The organism is Rhizobium mayense (genome assembly GCF_030272705.1).
Lineage (GTDB): Bacteria > Pseudomonadota > Alphaproteobacteria > Rhizobiales > Rhizobiaceae > Rhizobium > Rhizobium mayense.
The window spans coordinates 60865-78274 of the sequence record NZ_JARFYM010000029.1 but is presented as its reverse complement, the minus strand read 5'-3'; the positions used below and the strand labels follow the sequence as shown (position 1 = coordinate 78274).

The window sequence follows — 17410 nt, the reverse complement described above, 5'->3', positions numbered from 1 at the left end:
GGCAGACGATTGATGTCGAGGCATATTGCGTCCGAGATGTTCATCTGGTGTGTTCCGCTCGGCTCTTCATCATTTCAGCAACTGCAGCATTTGCTTCGTGATCGACCGATGTGCGGTCAAACGTATCAATCATCAAGGCTCCCGGCGCCGACGTGCTGCGGCTGGCGAGGCAGGGCCGAGACTTCGCAGTTACGAACGAGTGTCGGCGGCCAGCTCCCCCTGGGTCTTTGTTCAAGTCGATCTCTTCGAAACTGAACAGGTCGAAGCGTCGCCGTCACGGACTTCCCCAATGCCACTCCACACGGCGACAGCATTCCGGTAGGTCTGGGCCGCCTCGCCGAATACGTTGCGCAAGAGGTTTACCGGCAGATGGCTAGCACCAGCTTGCTAGGGATGGAACGGTCTCAGACCGCGATTGCCCTGAGCGCCTTATCCAGGGAAAATCGCCCTATTGAGCCATTGGCGAACGTCACGCCAAAGCAGCGTGTGGTGTAGCCTTCATCGCGCTCGTAGGTCGGGTAGAAGGATGTTGGGGACGAGGGAAGCGGCCAATTGGTCTTGGCGCAATAATCGCGGTAGAGTGCCGCTATATCCGCCAGATCACCGCCCGAGAATGGCTGCTTAAGGTCGTTGCGGTCGAGCATCGGCGCGAAATGTTGCTTCGCGGAGGTGATGGTCGCAAAGGTGCGGCCGGTTTCGAGAGACACTGATTTCGCCCTGTCTGCCCCCTATCAAACCCTTGGTGTAATGCGGGCCGCGGTTCGGATATCCGCGATCTGCGTGCCAAGCGCCTGAAGGCTCTGACGCATATCGTTGAACACCGGCTGTTCAGCATCCGGATCGCTGATCGTGACGATAGCCGTGAACGGCACGCCTTCCTCCGGCATGACCTCTCCGGCACGGGTCAGATAGTCCACGAACAGCCGCCAGTTGGAGGAAGCGCCAACACCCTTCGGGAAGGTCTTGGCCAACACTTTAACCGGGCTCCACTTCAGATCATATTCGATGCGCTCGGCCTCGATGACCTGTGCTTCGCGTTTTGACGGAAGATAGAGGGGCTCTAGTTGCCCTTTCCATCCGCCCTTTGGCTTTTCCTGCTGCAAGGTGGCATTGATGTTCACGCGAACAAACTCCGAGCCAAACCGCGCATCAAGAGGCGGGGTGGAGACCAAGGTGATCTTCGCCCGACCTCGGCATTTCCCGCCCGGCCCGACCAGCGAGGCGGGCCAAGGGAAACGGAAGTTGATCTGCTGATCGCGTTGAATCCGCGATGCGAAAACAAGGGTGATACTATGATCGCCGGTCTCAAGGATCCGATCCGCCGAAGGCGGGAGACCAAAGCCCACCATATGACGCGCGATCGGCGCGAGCTCCTTCGGTTGCAAAGGCACCGGCATTTCGGCGTGATGGACCATCAGGGCGATCAGCGTTTCGCGTGAGACCTCGCCTTCGATGGCATGATCAAGAACGGCGGCCGTTTTCGCGGCGATCGGCGCAGCATAGCTGGTGCCGCAGCCATCCACGACGGTTCCGTCGGGCAGGATGGAAAAGAGGCCATGCCCGAGTTCGGGATGTAACGAGCCAGCGCCACCGATATGTGCAAGATCGGGTTTCACACCCGCACGCAAACCGGGACCACGCCTGCTGAAGCGAGTCGGTGCAAAAGCCACGCAGCCGCTGTGTCCCGGCGGGTTGAGCGCCGCGACGGCGACGTTGCGAGCGCTCTCTGCAGGGGTCAACAGGCTATCGTTGCGAGCAGTTGCAAGATTGGCGAGAGCTGCGGTCGCATCGGCGGGCCATTCAGCCCGCAGATCCTGTGGCTGAATATTGCCCGCCGAAATGAACATGATCGCATTGTTGCTCTCAGCGATATGATCGAGGCGCGCAGCGTGTGGGCTGTAGCGATCAGGGGCGGCCGGCTGCAAAATGTTGAGGCTCATGTTGAACACCCGGACCCCATGCCGGGCGCGAGCATCGGATACCGCCGTCTCCATTTCGTCGAAGAACTGGGGAAGACCTTCGGGGTAGTAGGACGCGAAGGCTCCTGCCCTTCGTTCGTTCGGGAACACGGCGACGTCGACCAACTCTGCGCCATCGGGTTCTGGACAGATTTCCACGCCATTCAAGGCGCCGCCCACTGCCGCCAAACCACCAATGAAGGTGCCATGCGCAAGGTCAACATCTTCGTCAGCGAGAATGTCCCAGCGATCGATAACCCACTCGGACAGCGCATCGCTGATGCCACCGTCAATGATCCCCATCCGAGGGTGTGTTCGACGACTGTCGCGAACCGGAAGAGCAAGGTCGGTCGGTCGCGTGCGGGCGATAGGATTGACCGACTGACTTGCACGGACAACGATGCCTGGCAACTCGATGCGCCGGACCAACGGATGACTATCAAGAAAGCCAAGCAGGCGGGCGTGGCGCCCAGTGTCAGCGCTGAATGGCGCCAACTCGCGGCGGCGTTCACTGACCGTGGAACCGGTCAGTTGCAGGACCGGCTGATCGCTCGATTGGTCAAGGCGGACGGAAAGGAGCGGATGCCTGTTGCGGTGATTAGGCAGCCGTTCGACCGTCACGCCGCCATTGAGCTGGCTGAAACCTGCGATGAAGCTCTCGACGAGCCGGCGTTGGCCCGCATCGAGACGATCCCATTCGGAACGGGGCGGCAGGGCCTCGAATAATTCGACTTGATAGCTGCCGCCGGTCGCTGGCTTGGAGAGCCATGCAACCGCCGCCTCCACGGAGAAGCTACGGCGGTCTGAGGGGCCATAAAGTTCGATCCGGTCAATCGCACCCGTCTCGCTCTTGCGAGCAGTGGGATGAGGTTCGTCCTTCTGCTTGTTCTCGTTGAAACGCATCTCTGTATGAGTCTCGGCTTTGTCGATCTCCGATGAGACTTGCTGCAGGGCGCCGGGGCGCGCGGCAACGATCATGACACCCAGATCACCCCCGCCCACGACCGGCGTGCGATCGTTGCGGAATAGACTCGCGACCGGGCGATGGCTCTTGGCCCATGCCTCCCGGCGCAGGATGACTTTCACAAAGCCGACGTCACCCTGAGCTTGAGCACTCAGAACCCCCGAGATCGTGTCGATCTGGTTCATAAGGGCCGCCTTGTGCTTGGCGAATTCGGCATCGCGATCCGCGAAGAAGTCCTTGTGTCCGCCTCCGCCGCCAGCGTCGCGGGCTTCCTCATAATTCTCGGGGTTGAGGACGATCTGGATCGGGCTAGCCATTGGAAACCTCACCTTCGCCCATCTTGGCTACACGGCCAAGCTGCCGGCTGACTGTTGATTTGTCCTTGCCGGCGATTTCGCCAATATCAGCCATGGAGAAGCCAAGGATCGGGTCATCGCGCATCGCGCGGAACAGATTGCCTGCATCATCGAACAGCAACGCCCGCCGTTCGCTTTGAACCCGCGCCGCGTTCAGGGTCGCGAACTGTCGCAGCGTGTCCAAAAGCCCGCGCCTGTCCTCATCCCGTACAGTCGTCGCCTTTTTGTATGTCCGCACGAGCGACTCGATCTCAGCCCCGGTGGAGCCCTCGGTGAACCACGAAATCAGACGCAAATGGCTGTCTGGCGCCTTCACAGGGCGCATGAAATGCGCGGCAATAGCCTTACGGATCTCGAAGTCGGGCTTAGGGATTTCGAGCTGGACCTCGAAGCGCCGCCAGACAGCCGAATCCAGTAGCTTGGGATGATTGGTGACGCCGATCGTAAAGCCCACATCGCGGCGAATATCGAGATTCTGCAGGAGCGCGTTCACCACCCGCTTGATCTCGCCGACCTCCTGCGGATCATCTCGAACTTTCGCGATGGCGTCGAACTCATCCAGCAGCAAAACGCAACGATGGCGGTTCGCGAACGTGAACAGGTTGCCGATGTTTCGCGCCGTCGTGCCGAGAAACGATGACACGAGGCCGTCAAGCTTCACAAGCACTACGGGCAGATCAAGCTGCTGGGCGATCCAGAGTGCCAGACGAGTTTTGCCGGTTCCGGGAACACCGTAGATGAGACAGGTCTTCGATGGCCGAATGTCGATTTCGGCGAGCGCATCGAAATTTGCCCATTCATCAATGATTGTGCCGATAGCCTGACTGACGGTCTCGTTGAACAAGGGAGCCGCTGACTGGATGTCAGCCGGAAAGATAATGTCAGCAAGCGGGGCCGACGTTTCACGATCGACAGGCACCGGCGTGTTGCGGGTCAGAGGTTCACCAAAAATCTGCGTCCTGGACCGTTCGATGCGGCTCGGGGCAAGTTCCTTGGTCCGGTCGGCAGTCGTAAGAATGCTGGCCAAGGCGGCCGACTGCTGCTGTTCGCCATCTTTGGCTAATGCGTCACGCAGGCGCTCGATCTGCTTGCGCAGAGCTGGAGAGGCATCCGCCATCGCGGCGCGGCACAGGGCTTGGATGATAGTAAAATGGTCCATGAAAAATCCTCGGCGCGTTGCACGGTTACGCCACTATGATGCATATATAACAACAACCGGTGCATTTCAATCAGAAAATGATGCGCATTACTGATATTTTGGTGCACCATGTCGGCGCCGGGTTGCGTCGGTTCTGGCTTTTGGTGCGGAAACACAGCGCCGGGGCCGCGGCACCGACGCGGCTGGGGAGCGCTCTTGCGAACAGTGGTAGGCCGATGCCCACCACCAAATTGCTACTTGAATAGAGGCACTCGGCCTTGGCTGGCCCGGTATCGCCGAATTTGATCGAGCCATTTCAGGAGCCGGTGACTAGTTCCGTCCGACGCGAACTTCGTCGGCCAGACAGCCGGCCCCGGATCGGTCATGCATCCAAACCGAGCCGGCATCCGCTTGCGGGCGCAAAGCAGGCGTTGGCTATTGATGATTTTCTGCTGAATTCGGCGTAACGTCGGGAAGACTTTATGATCCTCGGTCGGCATGCGATTTGCGGAGTCTGGCTCGCCCGCAGCTATGTCGGATCGACAAGACCAGCCGCAACCTCGCCAATCGACAGGTCGATCAGGGAGATGGCGCATTCCGCGCAGAAGCGGCGTTCGTTCTTGGTCATGGTTTCGGCATCAATCACGGCGAAGTGTGGCCCGTTGGAACGCTTCATGATCTGGCGGGCGAAAATGCGTAACATCTGATCGTCGAAGCGGCAGCCGACGAAGAAAAAACCGCGATTGGTGCGTCGCTCCTTCACTCTTTCAGGGATCGGCGTCTGGATATCGATTTCGGTCAGGACTTCGACATAATCAGAATCGGAGACGAGAAAGTTGGCGGCGGGCCGAACGCTCCCATGCGGCGCATAAAGCACCGTCCTTGCCACTGGGCCGGGGCCGAGCTCCCTCCCGGACAAATCGTAGGTTTTCGTCCAAATGTGCGCTTTCTCGTTTGCCCGCGTGATGCCCTGTATCTCGACAACGTCTGTTCGGCCTTTCGCCGCGATGGCTGCTCGCATCGTTCCGTCGTACCAACTGTCGATGATGAGCGAGAGTGGCAGCGTCGCAAGCCAGAGGTGGAGGGCAGTCGGCGGCACGGATGGGGCGAATATCTCCGCCATCCACGCTTGAAGCGTCCGGCGATGCCTGCGCTGCTCGATAAATTGCGCGACCGACCACATGTTACTGCGTATCTTGGAAGAGACTGTCGCCCGTTTGTTAAGAGCCGCTGCAACGGCCGCCGGCCTGTCCGGTACAGGCGGTGCCGCCGAACTCAGTTGCAGGAGCCCGGGACCGAGATATGGGATGAGCTCATCCGCGACGAGCGCTTCCTTCAGCAAATGAAGTTGCCTTTCGGCGTGATGATCCCTGCAGACCGAAAGATGATCGGAGTTAAGACGCACGGTCATGCCCTTGTCGCCTTTCGTTGTTCGTTAGCAGCGCCTAGTCCTCCTCAGATATCTTTCTTGCCTCGACAGTGATCGGCAGACGCGTGTCCTGCGGCAGGTCGGGCAGGGCGAGCCGCCAACCGTTCCTAAGCAGCACGCACCCGCCCCATAAATTTTCATTCTCCATGGCAATGATCGGCTCTTCGAGATCCTTCTTGGGAACATATGCTGTCAGGCAGGTTCCGGTTCTGCGGATCATGACCTTCACGGAGCTATTCCTTCTTTGGGGCTGGTGGCCGTTTCGGCAATGCCAACCGCGGCTTTGTCGAGGCTCGTCAGTTCACGCGCGCGCATGCCGACGATGGTGCCGCGATCGATCCATTCGACCGCATAGATGTAGAACTGCTGTAGAAAGGTGCCGATGTCGCGCACATAACCCTCATCGCCTTTCCGCACCAGGTTTTCTCCAACGTCTTTGCCCGGATAGGTGCCGTCATTCTTTATATGGCGTGTGGCACGGACCCGCTCGCCCGGCAGGAATTGCGGCGGAGAGCCGATTTCCACCTCTTGTTCGCGTCCTGGGCTCACCGCGGTTCCTTACTTTCTTGGGACTGCTCCACTTAACGACGAAGTTCAAAGTGTCCTTTGGAAGAGATATTGCCTTCCGCGGCCAGCGGACCGAAGATCAGGCTGGAACGCAGGTCTTCGGTACCGGACATACCGCTGCGCATTGCTGCGTCTCGAAAGCTCCCTCGCATTCTGTGCATTTATCCGGATCGATCACGTAGTTATCACGCTTGAGTTCTATCGCACCTGATGGACATTCGAACTCGCAGGCTCCGCACTGGGTGCATTGGGATGCGATGATCTTGAAAGCCATTATCAACTCCTGAGGACGTTCAAATAAAACAGTTCACGCCGTCGCCGTCAGCGGGCCGACTCCAAACTCGGCGGCATAAACCGCACTGATTGCGGTTTCGATGTAATCATAGCTATAAGCGTGCATTGCTCGAATGCCGGCGTCCGCCAGCCGCTTCTTAGGACAATCTCCGATCTTGGCGCAGAGCACTATGTCGATCCCTTCGAGCGCAACGATGACGGCGTCGAGTGTGGCGTCGTCACCCCAACCGCCGCGGCAATACTGCTCGATCTTGCGATGGCCGACGAAGGCGATTCCTCTCGGGGAGGCCTCATAAATCTGGAACTCTTTCGCATGGCCGAAATGTTCGTTGATGCGACCGCCGCCCTTGGTCGCTACCGCGATTTGAAGTGACCCGTCAGGGCCTGCTGCCTTGACCATTTCTATCGCCTCGCTCTTGGCTGCTGCGTGAATGCTTCTCTCTTGCGCGACTACCTCGCGGTATGCCGCGCGGTTGCGGTCGTCGTAGGAGAGCTCGCCAGGAATTTGGTCGAGCATAAATTCCTTGCCACGGTCCTCGCCCAGTAGGCCGACGGCATCTGCCCGGCACTGCCGGCAATGGCGCATCAGCTTGGCGCCGTTTTCGAGACGATCCTGAAGCGCCTTCAATTCGATTGGCCGCGGAGCGCGTTGCCCGGTCAGGCCGTAGTAGGTGCCGTGCGCCAGCTCCGAAATCAACGGCATGACGTTGTGCAAGAACGTGCCACGCTCCTTCACCCATCTGTTCACCTCGATCAAGTGCTCGTCGTTGACGCCGGGTATCATGACCGAATTGATCTTGGTGAGGATGCCTCGAGCCGCCAGCATCTCCAGGCCCAACATCTGCCGCTCGTGCAGGATTTCGGCGGCTTCGATGCCGGTGTAGCGCCGGTGGTTGTAAAAAATCCAGGGGTATATTTTCGCACCGATTTGCGGGTCGACCATATTGATGGTGATGGTCACGTGATCGACATTCATGCTTGCAAGCTCGTCGACATGATCTGGCAGTGCTAGCCCGTTGGTCGAGATGCACAGCTTGATATCGGGGATTTCAGCGATAACCTTTTCGAATGTTGCCTTAGTTCTCTGCCAGTCGTAACAGGCATCGCCCGGCCCGGCGATGCCTAGGACCGAAAGCTGGGGCACTTCGTTGGCGACCGCAATGACCTTGCGCAGAGCCTGGTCTGGCGTCAGCTTTTCCGAGACGACCCCGGGCCGGCTTTCGTTGGCGCAGTCATATTTGCGATTGCAGTAGTTGCATTGGATATTGCAGGCTGGCGCGACGGCGACGTGCATGCGCGCGAAATAGTGGTGTGCTTCTTCTGAATAGCACGGATGATCCTTTATCTTCTCCCAGATTGCTGCGTCTATGTCGTTCGACTTGGCGGTTGGGCCGCAGGACGAGGATTTGCAGTTACTGGACTTCGCGATAGTCAGCCTGTCGTGGGACGTTTTGGCGCTGGCCAGGCTATCAAGCGAAATCATCGATGCAGTCATCAAACAACTCCGTTGTTGGTGAACGTCGACGATCAGACTGCAACAGCTATGCCAACCCCAGAAATCGTTTGATGTCAGGCGTCTTAGCGTCTGGTGTCCGATTCAAGACGTGTGCTCCGACATAGTTTTGTTAGTTCCTGACGCTGGGCACACAAGCTGGGTCGCAAACGCGACGTGCCTTTGTCACGCGGAGCAATGGATCGTCTTCGACCTGACGAAGGAGATAGCCTTAGAACTTTTTCACCTCGATATTATGGCGGCGCAGAGCATAGCCGACCTGGCGCGGCGTGAGGCCGAGCATGCGGGCCGCTTTGGCCTGAACCCATCCGGTCTTCTCCATCGCGTCGATCAGCCGGTCCCGCTCCGTTAGGCGCGGTGATATGGCCGGGCACGCCGGACCGTTTGGATCGCAGGCCTTGACGGGCATCACCTCCGAGTGCGATGCGCCGCCGGGCGGGGTGGAGAACGGCGATACTGCTGGTATCGTTCTACCTCGAATGAGTTCATCGATGGTCTTACCGCCATGACCACCGTCGTCTCCTTTCCAAAGGCGCGCCGAAAGACATTGGCTGTTCTGGCAAGCGAAATCCGAGGGAGCGATCGCCTTTGAATGCGCCAGCGTGGCCGTCCTCCGCACGCAATTTTCCAGCTCGCGGACGTTCCCAGGGAAGTAGCATTGCGAGATCAGGTCCAGTGCCGGCGCCGTGAAGGTGAGGTCGCGATTGTTCTCCCTGTTAAAACGGTCGAGGAAAACTTTTGAAAGGCGTGGAATGTCCCCGGGCCGCTCTCTAAGCGGTGGCAAGACGATCGGCACCACGTTGATGCGATAGTAAAGGTCGGCCCTGAATTCCCCATTCGCGACAGCCACTTCGAGGTCCTTGTTGGTTGCGCATATGAGCCGGATGTCGACTTTGAGTGTCTTGGTTCCGCCCACCCGCTCCAGCTCGCCTTCCTGCAAGACGCGCAAGAGCTTGGCTTGAAAGGCAGGCGAAATCTCGCCGATTTCATCAAGGAGAAGCGTTCCGCCGTTCGCCAATTCGAAACGCCCCGCGCGTTGTGAGACAGCCCCGGTAAAGGCACCCTTTTCATGTCCGAACAATTCCGATTCCAAAACACCTTCCGGCAATGCGGCACAGTTCAGTTTGACGAAAGACTTCTTCCTGCGAGGGGAAAGCTCATGGATGGCTTGTGCAAAAAATTCTTTACCGGTGCCGCTTTCACCCCGCAGAAGCACGGTGGTATTCGTCATTGCCACGGCGGAAACGATCTCGAGCACCTGCTTGACTGCGGGGCTTTCCCCGACGATCCAGTCGACTTTGACTCGCGCAGCCCGGCTGGCGTCGTTTCTATTGCCCTCGGGCGATTTTCGCGGCTGAAGGATCTGCGGACCGGCCGTGCTCAGCGCTCGATGGAACGATACAGTCTGGCCGATAAGATTGGCGACCATGGTAAGGAAGCGGATATCTTCGTCATGACGGAGCTCGGTCGCGCTGTCCCTGAAGCGGTCGATCCATAACGTTCCTACTAGTTTGTGCGCAGCCTTTAGAGGGACACCGATAAATGTGATTGGGATAGAGTCGCTGCTCACAGACGGCTGAGGATCGGCCCGGAATAAATCGGACTTGCTGGTTTCCCTTATCACGAGCGGCTGCCCGGTCGTCACGATTTGGTCTATCGCAGCGCCTGGAACAATGTAGCGAGCGCCGGATTGACGGCAGTCGGCGACGCCGGCCGACGCGGTAATTTCCGGCTCCCCTTCGCCGGCCAGCACGACAATTGCTCCGTGACGCATCCGCAGAAAGGTGGGGAGGATATTGGCGACATTGGCAAGCGTGATCTCCAGCGGGACAGCGGCAGTCAGGAGCTTGGATATTTCATAGATCCCGCTGCATGAGATTTCCACTTCAGGCGTTTTGCTGGATGATCCGGGCAAAGTTCCAACTTCATCGGCGCAATCGCGTAGGATGCGGGTCATTTTCAGCACCTTTAGCTGTGTAAAACGATCACATCACTACCATCGTTTGTACTTATTTGTATAAATAGAAACTCTAATGTTAGTTTCTGAAATTGCAAGCTGGTTCCACGCGAAATTGATGCAGCGCCTGGATGTGATCGAAACAGTGTGCTGTTGACCTATTTAAGAATAGAGCCGTTCACCCGAACTTGAAAAGAACACCGAAGCCGCCGCGCGGGTAGTTCCACACAACCTCACCACTGGCCTCGCACAACACCCTGCATGTGCCACACTCCATGCAGCCGTCGGCGGCAATCTCTACCTGGCCTTTGTCATTCAGCTCATAGCATTTCGCCGGGCAGATGCGCGTCAACGCCCGCAGGTTCGCACTCGGATGCTCGTGCGGCCGCACGGTGATGTGCGGACGTCCCGGATCAACCAGATAGCGGTTCTGGAAAAGCTTGTCCTCCACGCGCAACTTCGTCGCTGCAACGGTCATCATATTTCTCCTTCAACGCCAAGCGAATGCCAGGCGAACCGCATCACTGACCAGCCCCAGGCGCGAACGCGCCTTTATGAAGGCGGCCGTGGTCGCTCTTTCATTTTCGATCTTCGGCGTACCGTCGACACGCATGAAATTTTTCGAGGCCTCTGACATCAACTTCGGGTATGTCATGAAAAAATTGCGGGAGTTGGTATGGAGGAGCGCGGGCATGTCCTTGTATTTCTTAAGATCTTTAATGACAAAGGACTCGTCCAGCATTGTCTTGTAAAGGGCGAGATTCTTTTTTGTCATTCGACCTCCGCGGCTCTTCACCTCGAAAATAGCCTCCCCGGCGATGCGACCCGACGTCATGGCAAGATTGGAACCCTCGCGGTGAACGGCATTATTGAGCTGTGCTGCGTCGCCGACAACGACCCAGCCATCGCCGAAGAGAGCGGGTATTGCCTTGTACCCACCTTCGGGAATGAGATGGGCGGCATATTCTTTCACCTCGGCACCCGCGATCAGATGCCTGATCGACGGATGGTTCTTGAATGCTTCGAGCAACTCATAAGGGCTTTCGCAAGTCGCCGCGAAGTCGGAGACGAGACAGCCGATGCCAAGGGAGATCGACTCCTTGTTGGTATAAAGGAAGGCGAGCCCCGCCATGCCGCGGGAGATGGTGCCGGCTGCCTCGATCACGCAGCCTTCGTTGCCGTGAAGACCGAACCGCTGATCGATCACATCTTCTGGCAGAAAGTGAATTTCCTTGACTGCCAGCGCCACGCTCTCAGGTGTCGGCGTCTGACGCAAACCGGCCCGTGTGCCAAGCAGTCCATTGGCGCCTTCTGCGAGAACGACCGTGTCCGCAAGGATGATGTCGCCGGTACGGTCGGTGCGCACACCGATCACCTTGCCGCCTTCGTGCGCGAGTTCCGTCGCGGTCGTCTCGCAGAGGACCGTCGCTCCGGCCGCGCGCACCTTGCGCGAAAACCACCGGTCGAACTGGGCACGAATGATTGTGTAGCGCTCGGGCCGCGATTCGTTGAAGTCATCCGATCGGTATTGTATCCCGACGTGGGACGTGTCATCCATCATCCAGAAGCGCTGCTCGACCAGATGCCGCTCGAGAGGCGCATCATCTCGAAAATCGGGGATGATTTTTTCCAGCATGTTCGCGTACATGATGGCGCCCTGAACATTCTTGGAGCCCGGATATTCACCACGCTCCAACTGCAGCACCTTGAGGCCACGGCTTGCCATCGTGTAAGCAGCTGCGTTGCCGGCCATGCCGGCGCCAATGACAATGGCGTCAAACTTTTCCTCACTCATGGCCCTGTCCCCTAGTTCGCAAGCTTATCGCGACTGTGCGGCGACAGCCGTTGGGTGAAAACATCAGTCAGTGCCGGCAGGAAGCGGATCGCATCCGTAACGACCCCGAGGTGGGCGAAGTCGAAAATCGGCGCGTTCGGGTCGGTGTTGATTGCCACAATAAGATCAGCTCCCCCGACGCCAACCCGGTGCTGGATGGCGCCGGAAATCCCGGCCGCTATATAGAGCTTCGGCCGGATGGTTTTGCCGGTTTGACCGATCTGCCGATCTGCCGGCATCCAGCCCTTCTGGACCAGCGGCCGCGAACAGCCATATTCGGCTCCAATCACCCGCGCGAGATTCTTCACAAGCTTGAGGTTTTCCGCCGTACCGAGCCCCAAGCCCCCGCCCACCACGACATCGGCATAGGCGAGATTGGAATTAGCCGACTGGCCATCGGAAAGGAACCCGAGGACTTTGGTGACGATCTCTTCCTCGAACATCGGCACCTCGTGCTGAATGACGCATCCGATCGGCCTATTCATGCGCTGCGGCATCTCCATGACCCTGGGCCGCACTGTCGCCATCTGCGGTCGGCAGTTGAGCGTGTAGATTGTGCAAAGAAGAGAGCCGCCAAAAGTCGGCCGCGTTGCGGCAAGGGAACCGTCCGTATCCACGTCGAGTTCGGTGCAATCGGCCGTAAGACCTGTGAACAAGGTTGTCGCCACGGAACCGGCAAGGTCACGGCCAAGCGTCGTCGCACCGAGAAGCAGAATCTCAGGTTTGTAGGTGACGACGAGATTCGTCAGTGCTTTGGTGAAAGGCTCGTTCCGATAGTCCGCGAGCAGCGGGGCCTCGACGAGGTAGGCAACGTCGGCGCCATAAGCAAAGGCCTCGGCAATGGCATGCTGTGTGGCGTCTCCCGGAGGTCCGAGAACGACGCCTGCAAGGTCGGCGCCTAGCTGGTCTGCGAGCTTGCGGCCTTCGCCTAGCAGTTCGAAGGAGACGGGATGGACATGCCCGCGCTCCAGTTCCATGAAGACCCAAACGTGTCGATAGTCCTTGAAATGCTCCGGAAGTTCTTTCTTCATGCCGGCACGGCCGGCGACAGGAGGAGGTGTTTCCTGAGTTGCAGTCAATGTCGTGCTCCTAGCCGTTAGGCGCTAGCGTCGAAGGCGAGTTCCTGTTCCAGCGCCGGCTGACGGGCGAAGATTTCGACGATCAACTCATCGGCAAGATCGATCAGGCCCTTATCGGCCGTGGTGATTTGCTCCGCCTTTTCCACCCGGGCTGTAGGGGCAAAGACGCGTTTGACGACCGTCGGCGAACCACGCAGCCCGCACTTGCTCAGGTCCTCAATGCCGGCATCGGCTGCGCTCCACTTTACAATCGGGCTGCGTGCAGCGCGTAGCGCGTCGTCGAGCGAGCCGCGGCGGATCTCGTTGGTGCCTTCCAGCATGGTGATGAGGCAGGGAAGCCTGCCATGCAGCATCTGCGTGCCTCCTTCCGATCGGCGGTCGACTTTGATTTCGCGCGCCTCCAGATCGATGGAGGCGATTTTTGAGACGTAGGTGAGCTGCAGGAGATCGAGGCGCTTGGCGATGCCGGGCCCGACCTGGGCGGTGTCGCCGTCGATCGTCTGCTTGCCCGTGAAGACGATGTCGGGCGCGCCGAAGGTCTCGCCAATCTTCGCGATCGCCTGCGAAAGAGCAAAAGAGGTTGCTAACGTATCGGAACCGGCGAAATGGCGGTCGGTCAACAGTATCGCCCTATCTGCGCCGTAGGTAAGCGCCTTGCGCAACGAATCCTCTGCCATAGGCGGACCCATAGTAAGAACTGTGACCTCGCCGCCGTGGGCGTCGCGCAACCGTAATGCTTCTTCAAGGGCGAACAGATCGTAAGGATTTATGATGGTCGGCACACCCTGGCGCATAATCGTATTCGTCACAGGATGGACGCGTATCTGGGCGGAGTCCGGCACCTGCTTGATACAGACGACAACGTGCATGGTCTCTTCGCTCCTGTTCGAATGACGGGTTCGGTACTCGATCTTTTGCAAAGCACCATCTGTGCCAACCCTTCTTAGCTTTCCCATCCCTTTGAAATTCCGATGTTTTCTATAGGGGTGCCGGCGCTGATACCGGGTTTGTCGGCTTTTCGACATCGTTCAAGCCGCAACCATGTCGCATTCATTCCTTGCCGAAACGCTTCAGGATGGAATGGAATGGCACGAAGGCGTGGCCCGGTTGGCTTGGTCTGGCGGGATCGTGATCTTTGAGTACCTTGAAGACGCGCTGTGTAAGTGGGGAGGACGTCGCAAAATCTTCGTAGGCACGTTCAAGCATGGCGCGGGCCCGGGCAGCAACGACTTGCTCCGGGACATCGGAGAAATCTTCTTCGGCCAGATATTGTCCCATACGCTTCATGATGTGGAGCCGTGAGACGTCAAGCACCTTGGGATCAAAGGAAACGTCAAGGAGTTCGAAAAATTCCTCCGCAGCGGACAATTTTTTCAACCGCGCGAGAATTTCGGTAGCGTCGATGGTTCGGCTGCTCTTGTAACAACTGCTCATGGCATTCTCCCTAATCGGAAATGGTGGTCTCTGCTGAGTTCGGGGCCATTAGCTCTGCGAAAACCGCCGACGAACATTCCTCAGGCTCCTGGCATCACGCGGCTGGCAAGTCGGAGTTTTCCGCCTTCGTCAGGGGAGGCGAGTGACGTCGTTGCAGTCAGGCGGCTTCGTATAGTTTGAAGGGATCGCGATCGATTCATGAGGGATTTCTGCCCTTCTCCTTCGGGTCAACAAACCCCAAAGGCCTTCGATGCTTTGCCCGTTTCGCCGTAACTGAAGAAGGGCCACGCAGATCGCTGACAATTCCAGGTAAAACGTCGAGCACGTAGTCTATGTCGTCCTCGCAGTTGTCACGCGACAGGGAGAAACGGATGACTCCGAGTGCCGAAATATGGGGAATGTCCATCGCCGTCAGGACGTGGCTCGGCTCCGGCGAGTCAGACGTGCAAGCGGAACCGGAGGAGCAGGCGATGCCATAGCGATCAAGGAGAAGGAGTATGCCATCAGCTTCGACTTGTTCGAAAGCGATATTTGATGTGTTCGGTAACCGCTCCAATGGTGCGCCGGTGGCGAACGCATCTGGGATGCGCCGCAGAAGCCCTTCCTCCAGGCGATCTCGCAGTGATCTTACCCGGCTGTTTTCGTCCTGCATGAATTTCAAGGCAAGTTCGGCGGCCTTGCCGAGCCCGACGATGCCTGCGGTGTTCTCCGTGCCCGCGCGCCGGCCGCGCTCCTGGTGCCCCCCCTTGATCATCGCCTCGAAGCGCACGCCGCGCCTTACCCACAGCGCGCCGATCCCTTTGGGGCCATGCAGTTTATGGCCGGAGAGCGACAGCATGTCGATCGCACTCGATTTCAGATTTATCGGAAGTTTTCCAACCGCCTGTACCGCGTCTGTGTGGAAAATGGCGCCGACCTCCTTGGCCAAACTGGCGAGTTGGGCGACCGGGAAGATCGTGCCGGTTTCATTGTTCGCCCACATGATCGAGACGATTGCAACATGGGGAGAGAGGGCCATCCGGTAGGCTTGGAGGTCGAGGCGACCATGCTGGTCGACTGGAATCCTGTGCACCTTAATGCCGCCCCTCTTCTCAAGATGCGCACATAGCGTCAGCACGGCCGGATGTTCGACGACGGACGTCACGATTTGTGTGCGGTCGGGCATAATTTCGAGCGCCGACAGGATCGCTGCGTTATCGCTTTCCGTCCCGCCGGAGGTAAAGACGATCTCATGCTCAAACTCCGCGCCGATCAGTGCTTGCAGTTGCCGGCGCGCGGCCGTGATGGCCGCGCTGGCCGACGAGCCAAAATTGTGACCGGACGACGGATTGGCGAATTGATCCGTAAAGAACGGCAGCATCGTTTGCACCACTTCCGGATCGACTCGCGTCGTTGCATTGTTGTCGAGATATACAGACCTCATCGAGGCAATCCTCAGTTGACCGAATGACGCTAAGTGGTCTTCATTTTTCCGTCAGGCGAGAACGACAGCGGCAGCGTTCGATTGCCCGAACTCGTTGCAGCGACGTCATTTGGCAGTTTTAGATGCCGCTCGGAATGTTTCAGGTGGGCCCCGTCATGCGCCCCACGGCCACGGCGAGATTCCACCGCAAACGATCGTCGGTTGCACAAATGTTTCCTCGCCCTCGAGTACGGTGCCTTCCTTTGTGCCTGCCGCCCAGCTCTTTTCTGACGCAAGGAAGCCTTCGACGACCAACGCCGCAGCGACCTCAACAACCGCTTCTTCGGCAGCTTCGAAGCACCTGGCCGGGACGTGCGACTTCGCATCGCAAATGACCCGGTCGATGATGGCGAGCCTGCGAAGGGCGGCCGATCGAGAAAATCCGCTAAGTCGTAATTGATGATACGCAGCGCGGTTTTGCCGATGATGAATTCGATCAAATCCGACGAGCAGGCGATCGCGAAACGGCTGCAGAGCGCCTGTAATTTTGCGGCAGTGATTGCTTCCATCGGCTGATCGAATCTCATCACCAATCCAAGCGCGTTGCCGCAGACAACCGCGCCACCGTTGCTTTCGGGATTGGCGGTTTGCAGAACGCGGGCGCCCTTGTGATCGCAAGATGATTTCTTGAGCTTATCGCGATTGTTCCGCATGACTTTTCACACCAATCCCAGATGATCAGGTGAAGGACTTGCCACAAGCGCACTTGTCTGCCGCGTTGGGATTGTCGAAGATGAAGCCGGAGGACTCCAGCCCCATGACGAAGTCGACGGTCATGCCGTTGACATGTGGCTGGGAGCCCACGTCCACGAACAGCCTGACCCCGTCTGTCTCAATGATTGCGTCGCCTTCGCGCGGGCCGCCTTCCAGTCCCATCAAGTATTTGAGCCCAGCGCAGCCACCGGGCTCGACCGTGATGCGCACGCCTTGCGCAGGCTCGCCCCCTCCGCTGAGCGCAGTCTTCATGGCGGCAACGGCATTCTCGGTGAGCGTGATCATGTAATGGTTCTCATTGGTCGTTTGCAAATTCGCGAACGACCGTGCATCTACCGTGCCAAAGAGAAAACCTTCGCAAACAGTTGGATCTTTCTACCGATAATATGCGGGTGTCCGATATCGTTGAACCGCAAGCATCCTAAAAAGCCGGGCGATCAGCTGTGAATTCCAGGACGCCCGCCAAAGTATCCATGCGCCATCTTCCCGCCGGGGCCGTCATCGTCGCTGCGAGAACTCTCGTGGCAGTTCACCGCGAAAGGCTCGGCACCAAGGGCGGCTGTCGAGTTTGTCGATTAGGCGACATCCGATGTCGAATCGAAATCCTTTGCGCACACTTATGAAGTGGTTGAAAAAACACCGGAAAGTTGTGCCCGACGCGGTTGTTTGGCCAGGCTGGCATAATTTTTGAAACTCTCTCGTGGCGGCCGC

The 17410-nt window shown here is 58.3% G+C and carries 17 protein-coding genes; all 17 read right to left on the bottom strand.

Translation table 11 applies throughout. The features are described from left to right. Positions 1 to 404: 404 nt before the first annotated feature. The 17 genes from PY649_RS26450 to PY649_RS26370 all read right to left on the bottom strand — a co-directional run bounded on the left by PY649_RS26450 (position 405) and on the right by PY649_RS26370 (position 16984). The gene (locus PY649_RS26450; RefSeq protein ID WP_285871822.1) at positions 405 to 707 is read right to left on the bottom strand and encodes a hypothetical protein; all 303 of its coding nucleotides are present in this window, start codon (positions 705 to 707) and stop codon (positions 405 to 407) included. A 24-nt stretch (positions 708 to 731) separates the two neighbouring features. Then, the gene (locus PY649_RS26445; protein ID WP_349644448.1) at positions 732 to 3239 is read right to left on the bottom strand and encodes a S8 family peptidase; all 2508 of its coding nucleotides are present in this window, start codon (positions 3237 to 3239) and stop codon (positions 732 to 734) included. Beyond that, positions 3232 to 4437, bottom strand: a complete 1206-nt coding sequence (locus PY649_RS26440) for an AAA family ATPase (protein WP_285871820.1) — start codon at positions 4435 to 4437, stop codon at positions 3232 to 3234. Before PY649_RS26440 ends, PY649_RS26445 begins: the two co-directional genes overlap by 8 nt. 508 nt (positions 4438 to 4945) lie before the next feature. Further along, positions 4946 to 5827, bottom strand: coding sequence for an SIR2 family NAD-dependent protein deacylase (locus PY649_RS26435; protein ID WP_285871818.1), 882 nt, complete (start codon positions 5825 to 5827; stop codon positions 4946 to 4948). A 34-nt stretch (positions 5828 to 5861) separates the two neighbouring features. Beyond that, a complete protein-coding gene (nifT, locus tag PY649_RS26430; protein ID WP_120708942.1) occupies positions 5862 to 6074 on the bottom strand; it encodes a putative nitrogen fixation protein NifT in 213 nt (70 codons plus the stop codon). After that, a complete protein-coding gene (locus tag PY649_RS26425; protein ID WP_120708943.1) occupies positions 6071 to 6394 on the bottom strand; it encodes a nitrogen fixation protein NifZ in 324 nt (107 codons plus the stop codon). Before PY649_RS26425 ends, nifT begins: the two co-directional genes overlap by 4 nt. 97 nt (positions 6395 to 6491) lie before the next feature. Continuing rightward, positions 6492 to 6686, bottom strand: a complete 195-nt coding sequence (locus tag PY649_RS26420) for a 4Fe-4S binding protein (protein WP_120708944.1) — start codon at positions 6684 to 6686, stop codon at positions 6492 to 6494. A gap of 33 nt (positions 6687 to 6719) precedes the next feature. After that, the gene (nifB, locus tag PY649_RS26415) at positions 6720 to 8201 is read right to left on the bottom strand and encodes a nitrogenase cofactor biosynthesis protein NifB (protein ID WP_285871816.1); all 1482 of its coding nucleotides are present in this window, start codon (positions 8199 to 8201) and stop codon (positions 6720 to 6722) included. 229 nt (positions 8202 to 8430) lie between these two features. After that, positions 8431 to 10176 (bottom strand): nif-specific transcriptional activator NifA, encoded by a 1746-nt coding sequence (nifA, locus tag PY649_RS26410; protein WP_285871815.1) that lies wholly within the window; start codon positions 10174 to 10176, stop codon positions 8431 to 8433. Between the two features lie 178 nt (positions 10177 to 10354). Continuing rightward, complete coding sequence (locus PY649_RS26405; RefSeq protein WP_120708947.1) at positions 10355 to 10654, bottom strand: ferredoxin family protein; 300 nt, start codon at positions 10652 to 10654, stop codon at positions 10355 to 10357. Between the two features lie 12 nt (positions 10655 to 10666). Next, entirely contained in the window at positions 10667 to 11971 is a 1305-nt protein-coding gene (locus tag PY649_RS26400; RefSeq protein ID WP_285871812.1) for an FAD-binding protein, read from the bottom strand. 11 nt (positions 11972 to 11982) lie between these two features. Beyond that, the gene (locus tag PY649_RS26395; RefSeq protein WP_285871837.1) at positions 11983 to 13041 is read right to left on the bottom strand and encodes an electron transfer flavoprotein subunit alpha/FixB family protein; all 1059 of its coding nucleotides are present in this window, start codon (positions 13039 to 13041) and stop codon (positions 11983 to 11985) included. Between the two features lie 65 nt (positions 13042 to 13106). Further along, on the bottom strand, positions 13107 to 13958 hold the full coding sequence (locus PY649_RS26390; RefSeq protein WP_285871811.1) for an electron transfer flavoprotein subunit beta/FixA family protein: 852 nt from the start codon (positions 13956 to 13958) through the stop codon (positions 13107 to 13109). A gap of 181 nt (positions 13959 to 14139) precedes the next feature. Continuing rightward, on the bottom strand, positions 14140 to 14523 hold the full coding sequence (nifW, locus tag PY649_RS26385; RefSeq protein ID WP_285871810.1) for a nitrogenase stabilizing/protective protein NifW: 384 nt from the start codon (positions 14521 to 14523) through the stop codon (positions 14140 to 14142). Positions 14524 to 14719: 196 nt separating this feature from the next. Beyond that, the gene (gene nifS, locus PY649_RS26380; protein ID WP_285871809.1) at positions 14720 to 15946 is read right to left on the bottom strand and encodes a cysteine desulfurase NifS; all 1227 of its coding nucleotides are present in this window, start codon (positions 15944 to 15946) and stop codon (positions 14720 to 14722) included. A gap of 29 nt (positions 15947 to 15975) precedes the next feature. Continuing rightward, positions 15976 to 16638, bottom strand: coding sequence for an iron-sulfur cluster assembly scaffold protein (locus tag PY649_RS26375; RefSeq protein ID WP_285871808.1), 663 nt, complete (start codon positions 16636 to 16638; stop codon positions 15976 to 15978). Positions 16639 to 16663: 25 nt separating this feature from the next. Then, positions 16664 to 16984 (bottom strand): iron-sulfur cluster assembly accessory protein, encoded by a 321-nt coding sequence (locus PY649_RS26370; protein ID WP_285871807.1) that lies wholly within the window; start codon positions 16982 to 16984, stop codon positions 16664 to 16666. Positions 16985 to 17410: the final 426 nt, after the last annotated feature.

Excerpts from the sequence above, each read along its gene's own strand:
- PY649_RS26445 (WP_349644448.1), bottom strand. The coding sequence starts at position 3,239 with ATGGCTAGCCCGATCCAGATCGTCCTCAACCCCGAGAATTATGAGGAA.
- PY649_RS26440 (WP_285871820.1), bottom strand. The coding sequence starts at position 4,437 with ATGGACCATTTTACTATCATCCAAGCCCTGTGCCGCGCCGCGATGGCG.
- PY649_RS26435 (WP_285871818.1), bottom strand. The coding sequence starts at position 5,827 with ATGACCGTGCGTCTTAACTCCGATCATCTTTCGGTCTGCAGGGATCAT.
- PY649_RS26420 (WP_120708944.1), bottom strand. The coding sequence starts at position 6,686 with ATGGCTTTCAAGATCATCGCATCCCAATGCACCCAGTGCGGAGCCTGC.
- nifB (WP_285871816.1), bottom strand. The coding sequence starts at position 8,201 with ATGACTGCATCGATGATTTCGCTTGATAGCCTGGCCAGCGCCAAAACG.
- nifA (WP_285871815.1), bottom strand. The coding sequence starts at position 10,176 with ATGACCCGCATCCTACGCGATTGCGCCGATGAAGTTGGAACTTTGCCC.
- PY649_RS26405 (WP_120708947.1), bottom strand. The coding sequence starts at position 10,654 with ATGACCGTTGCAGCGACGAAGTTGCGCGTGGAGGACAAGCTTTTCCAG.
- PY649_RS26400 (WP_285871812.1), bottom strand. The coding sequence starts at position 11,971 with ATGAGTGAGGAAAAGTTTGACGCCATTGTCATTGGCGCCGGCATGGCC.
- PY649_RS26395 (WP_285871837.1), bottom strand. The coding sequence starts at position 13,041 with ATGAAGAAAGAACTTCCGGAGCATTTCAAGGACTATCGACACGTTTGG.
- PY649_RS26390 (WP_285871811.1), bottom strand. The coding sequence starts at position 13,958 with ATGCACGTTGTCGTCTGTATCAAGCAGGTGCCGGACTCCGCCCAGATA.
- nifW (WP_285871810.1), bottom strand. The coding sequence starts at position 14,523 with ATGAGCAGTTGTTACAAGAGCAGCCGAACCATCGACGCTACCGAAATT.
- nifS (WP_285871809.1), bottom strand. The coding sequence starts at position 15,946 with ATGAGGTCTGTATATCTCGACAACAATGCAACGACGCGAGTCGATCCG.
- PY649_RS26375 (WP_285871808.1), bottom strand. The coding sequence starts at position 16,638 with ATGCGGAACAATCGCGATAAGCTCAAGAAATCATCTTGCGATCACAAG.
- PY649_RS26370 (WP_285871807.1), bottom strand. The coding sequence starts at position 16,984 with ATGATCACGCTCACCGAGAATGCCGTTGCCGCCATGAAGACTGCGCTC.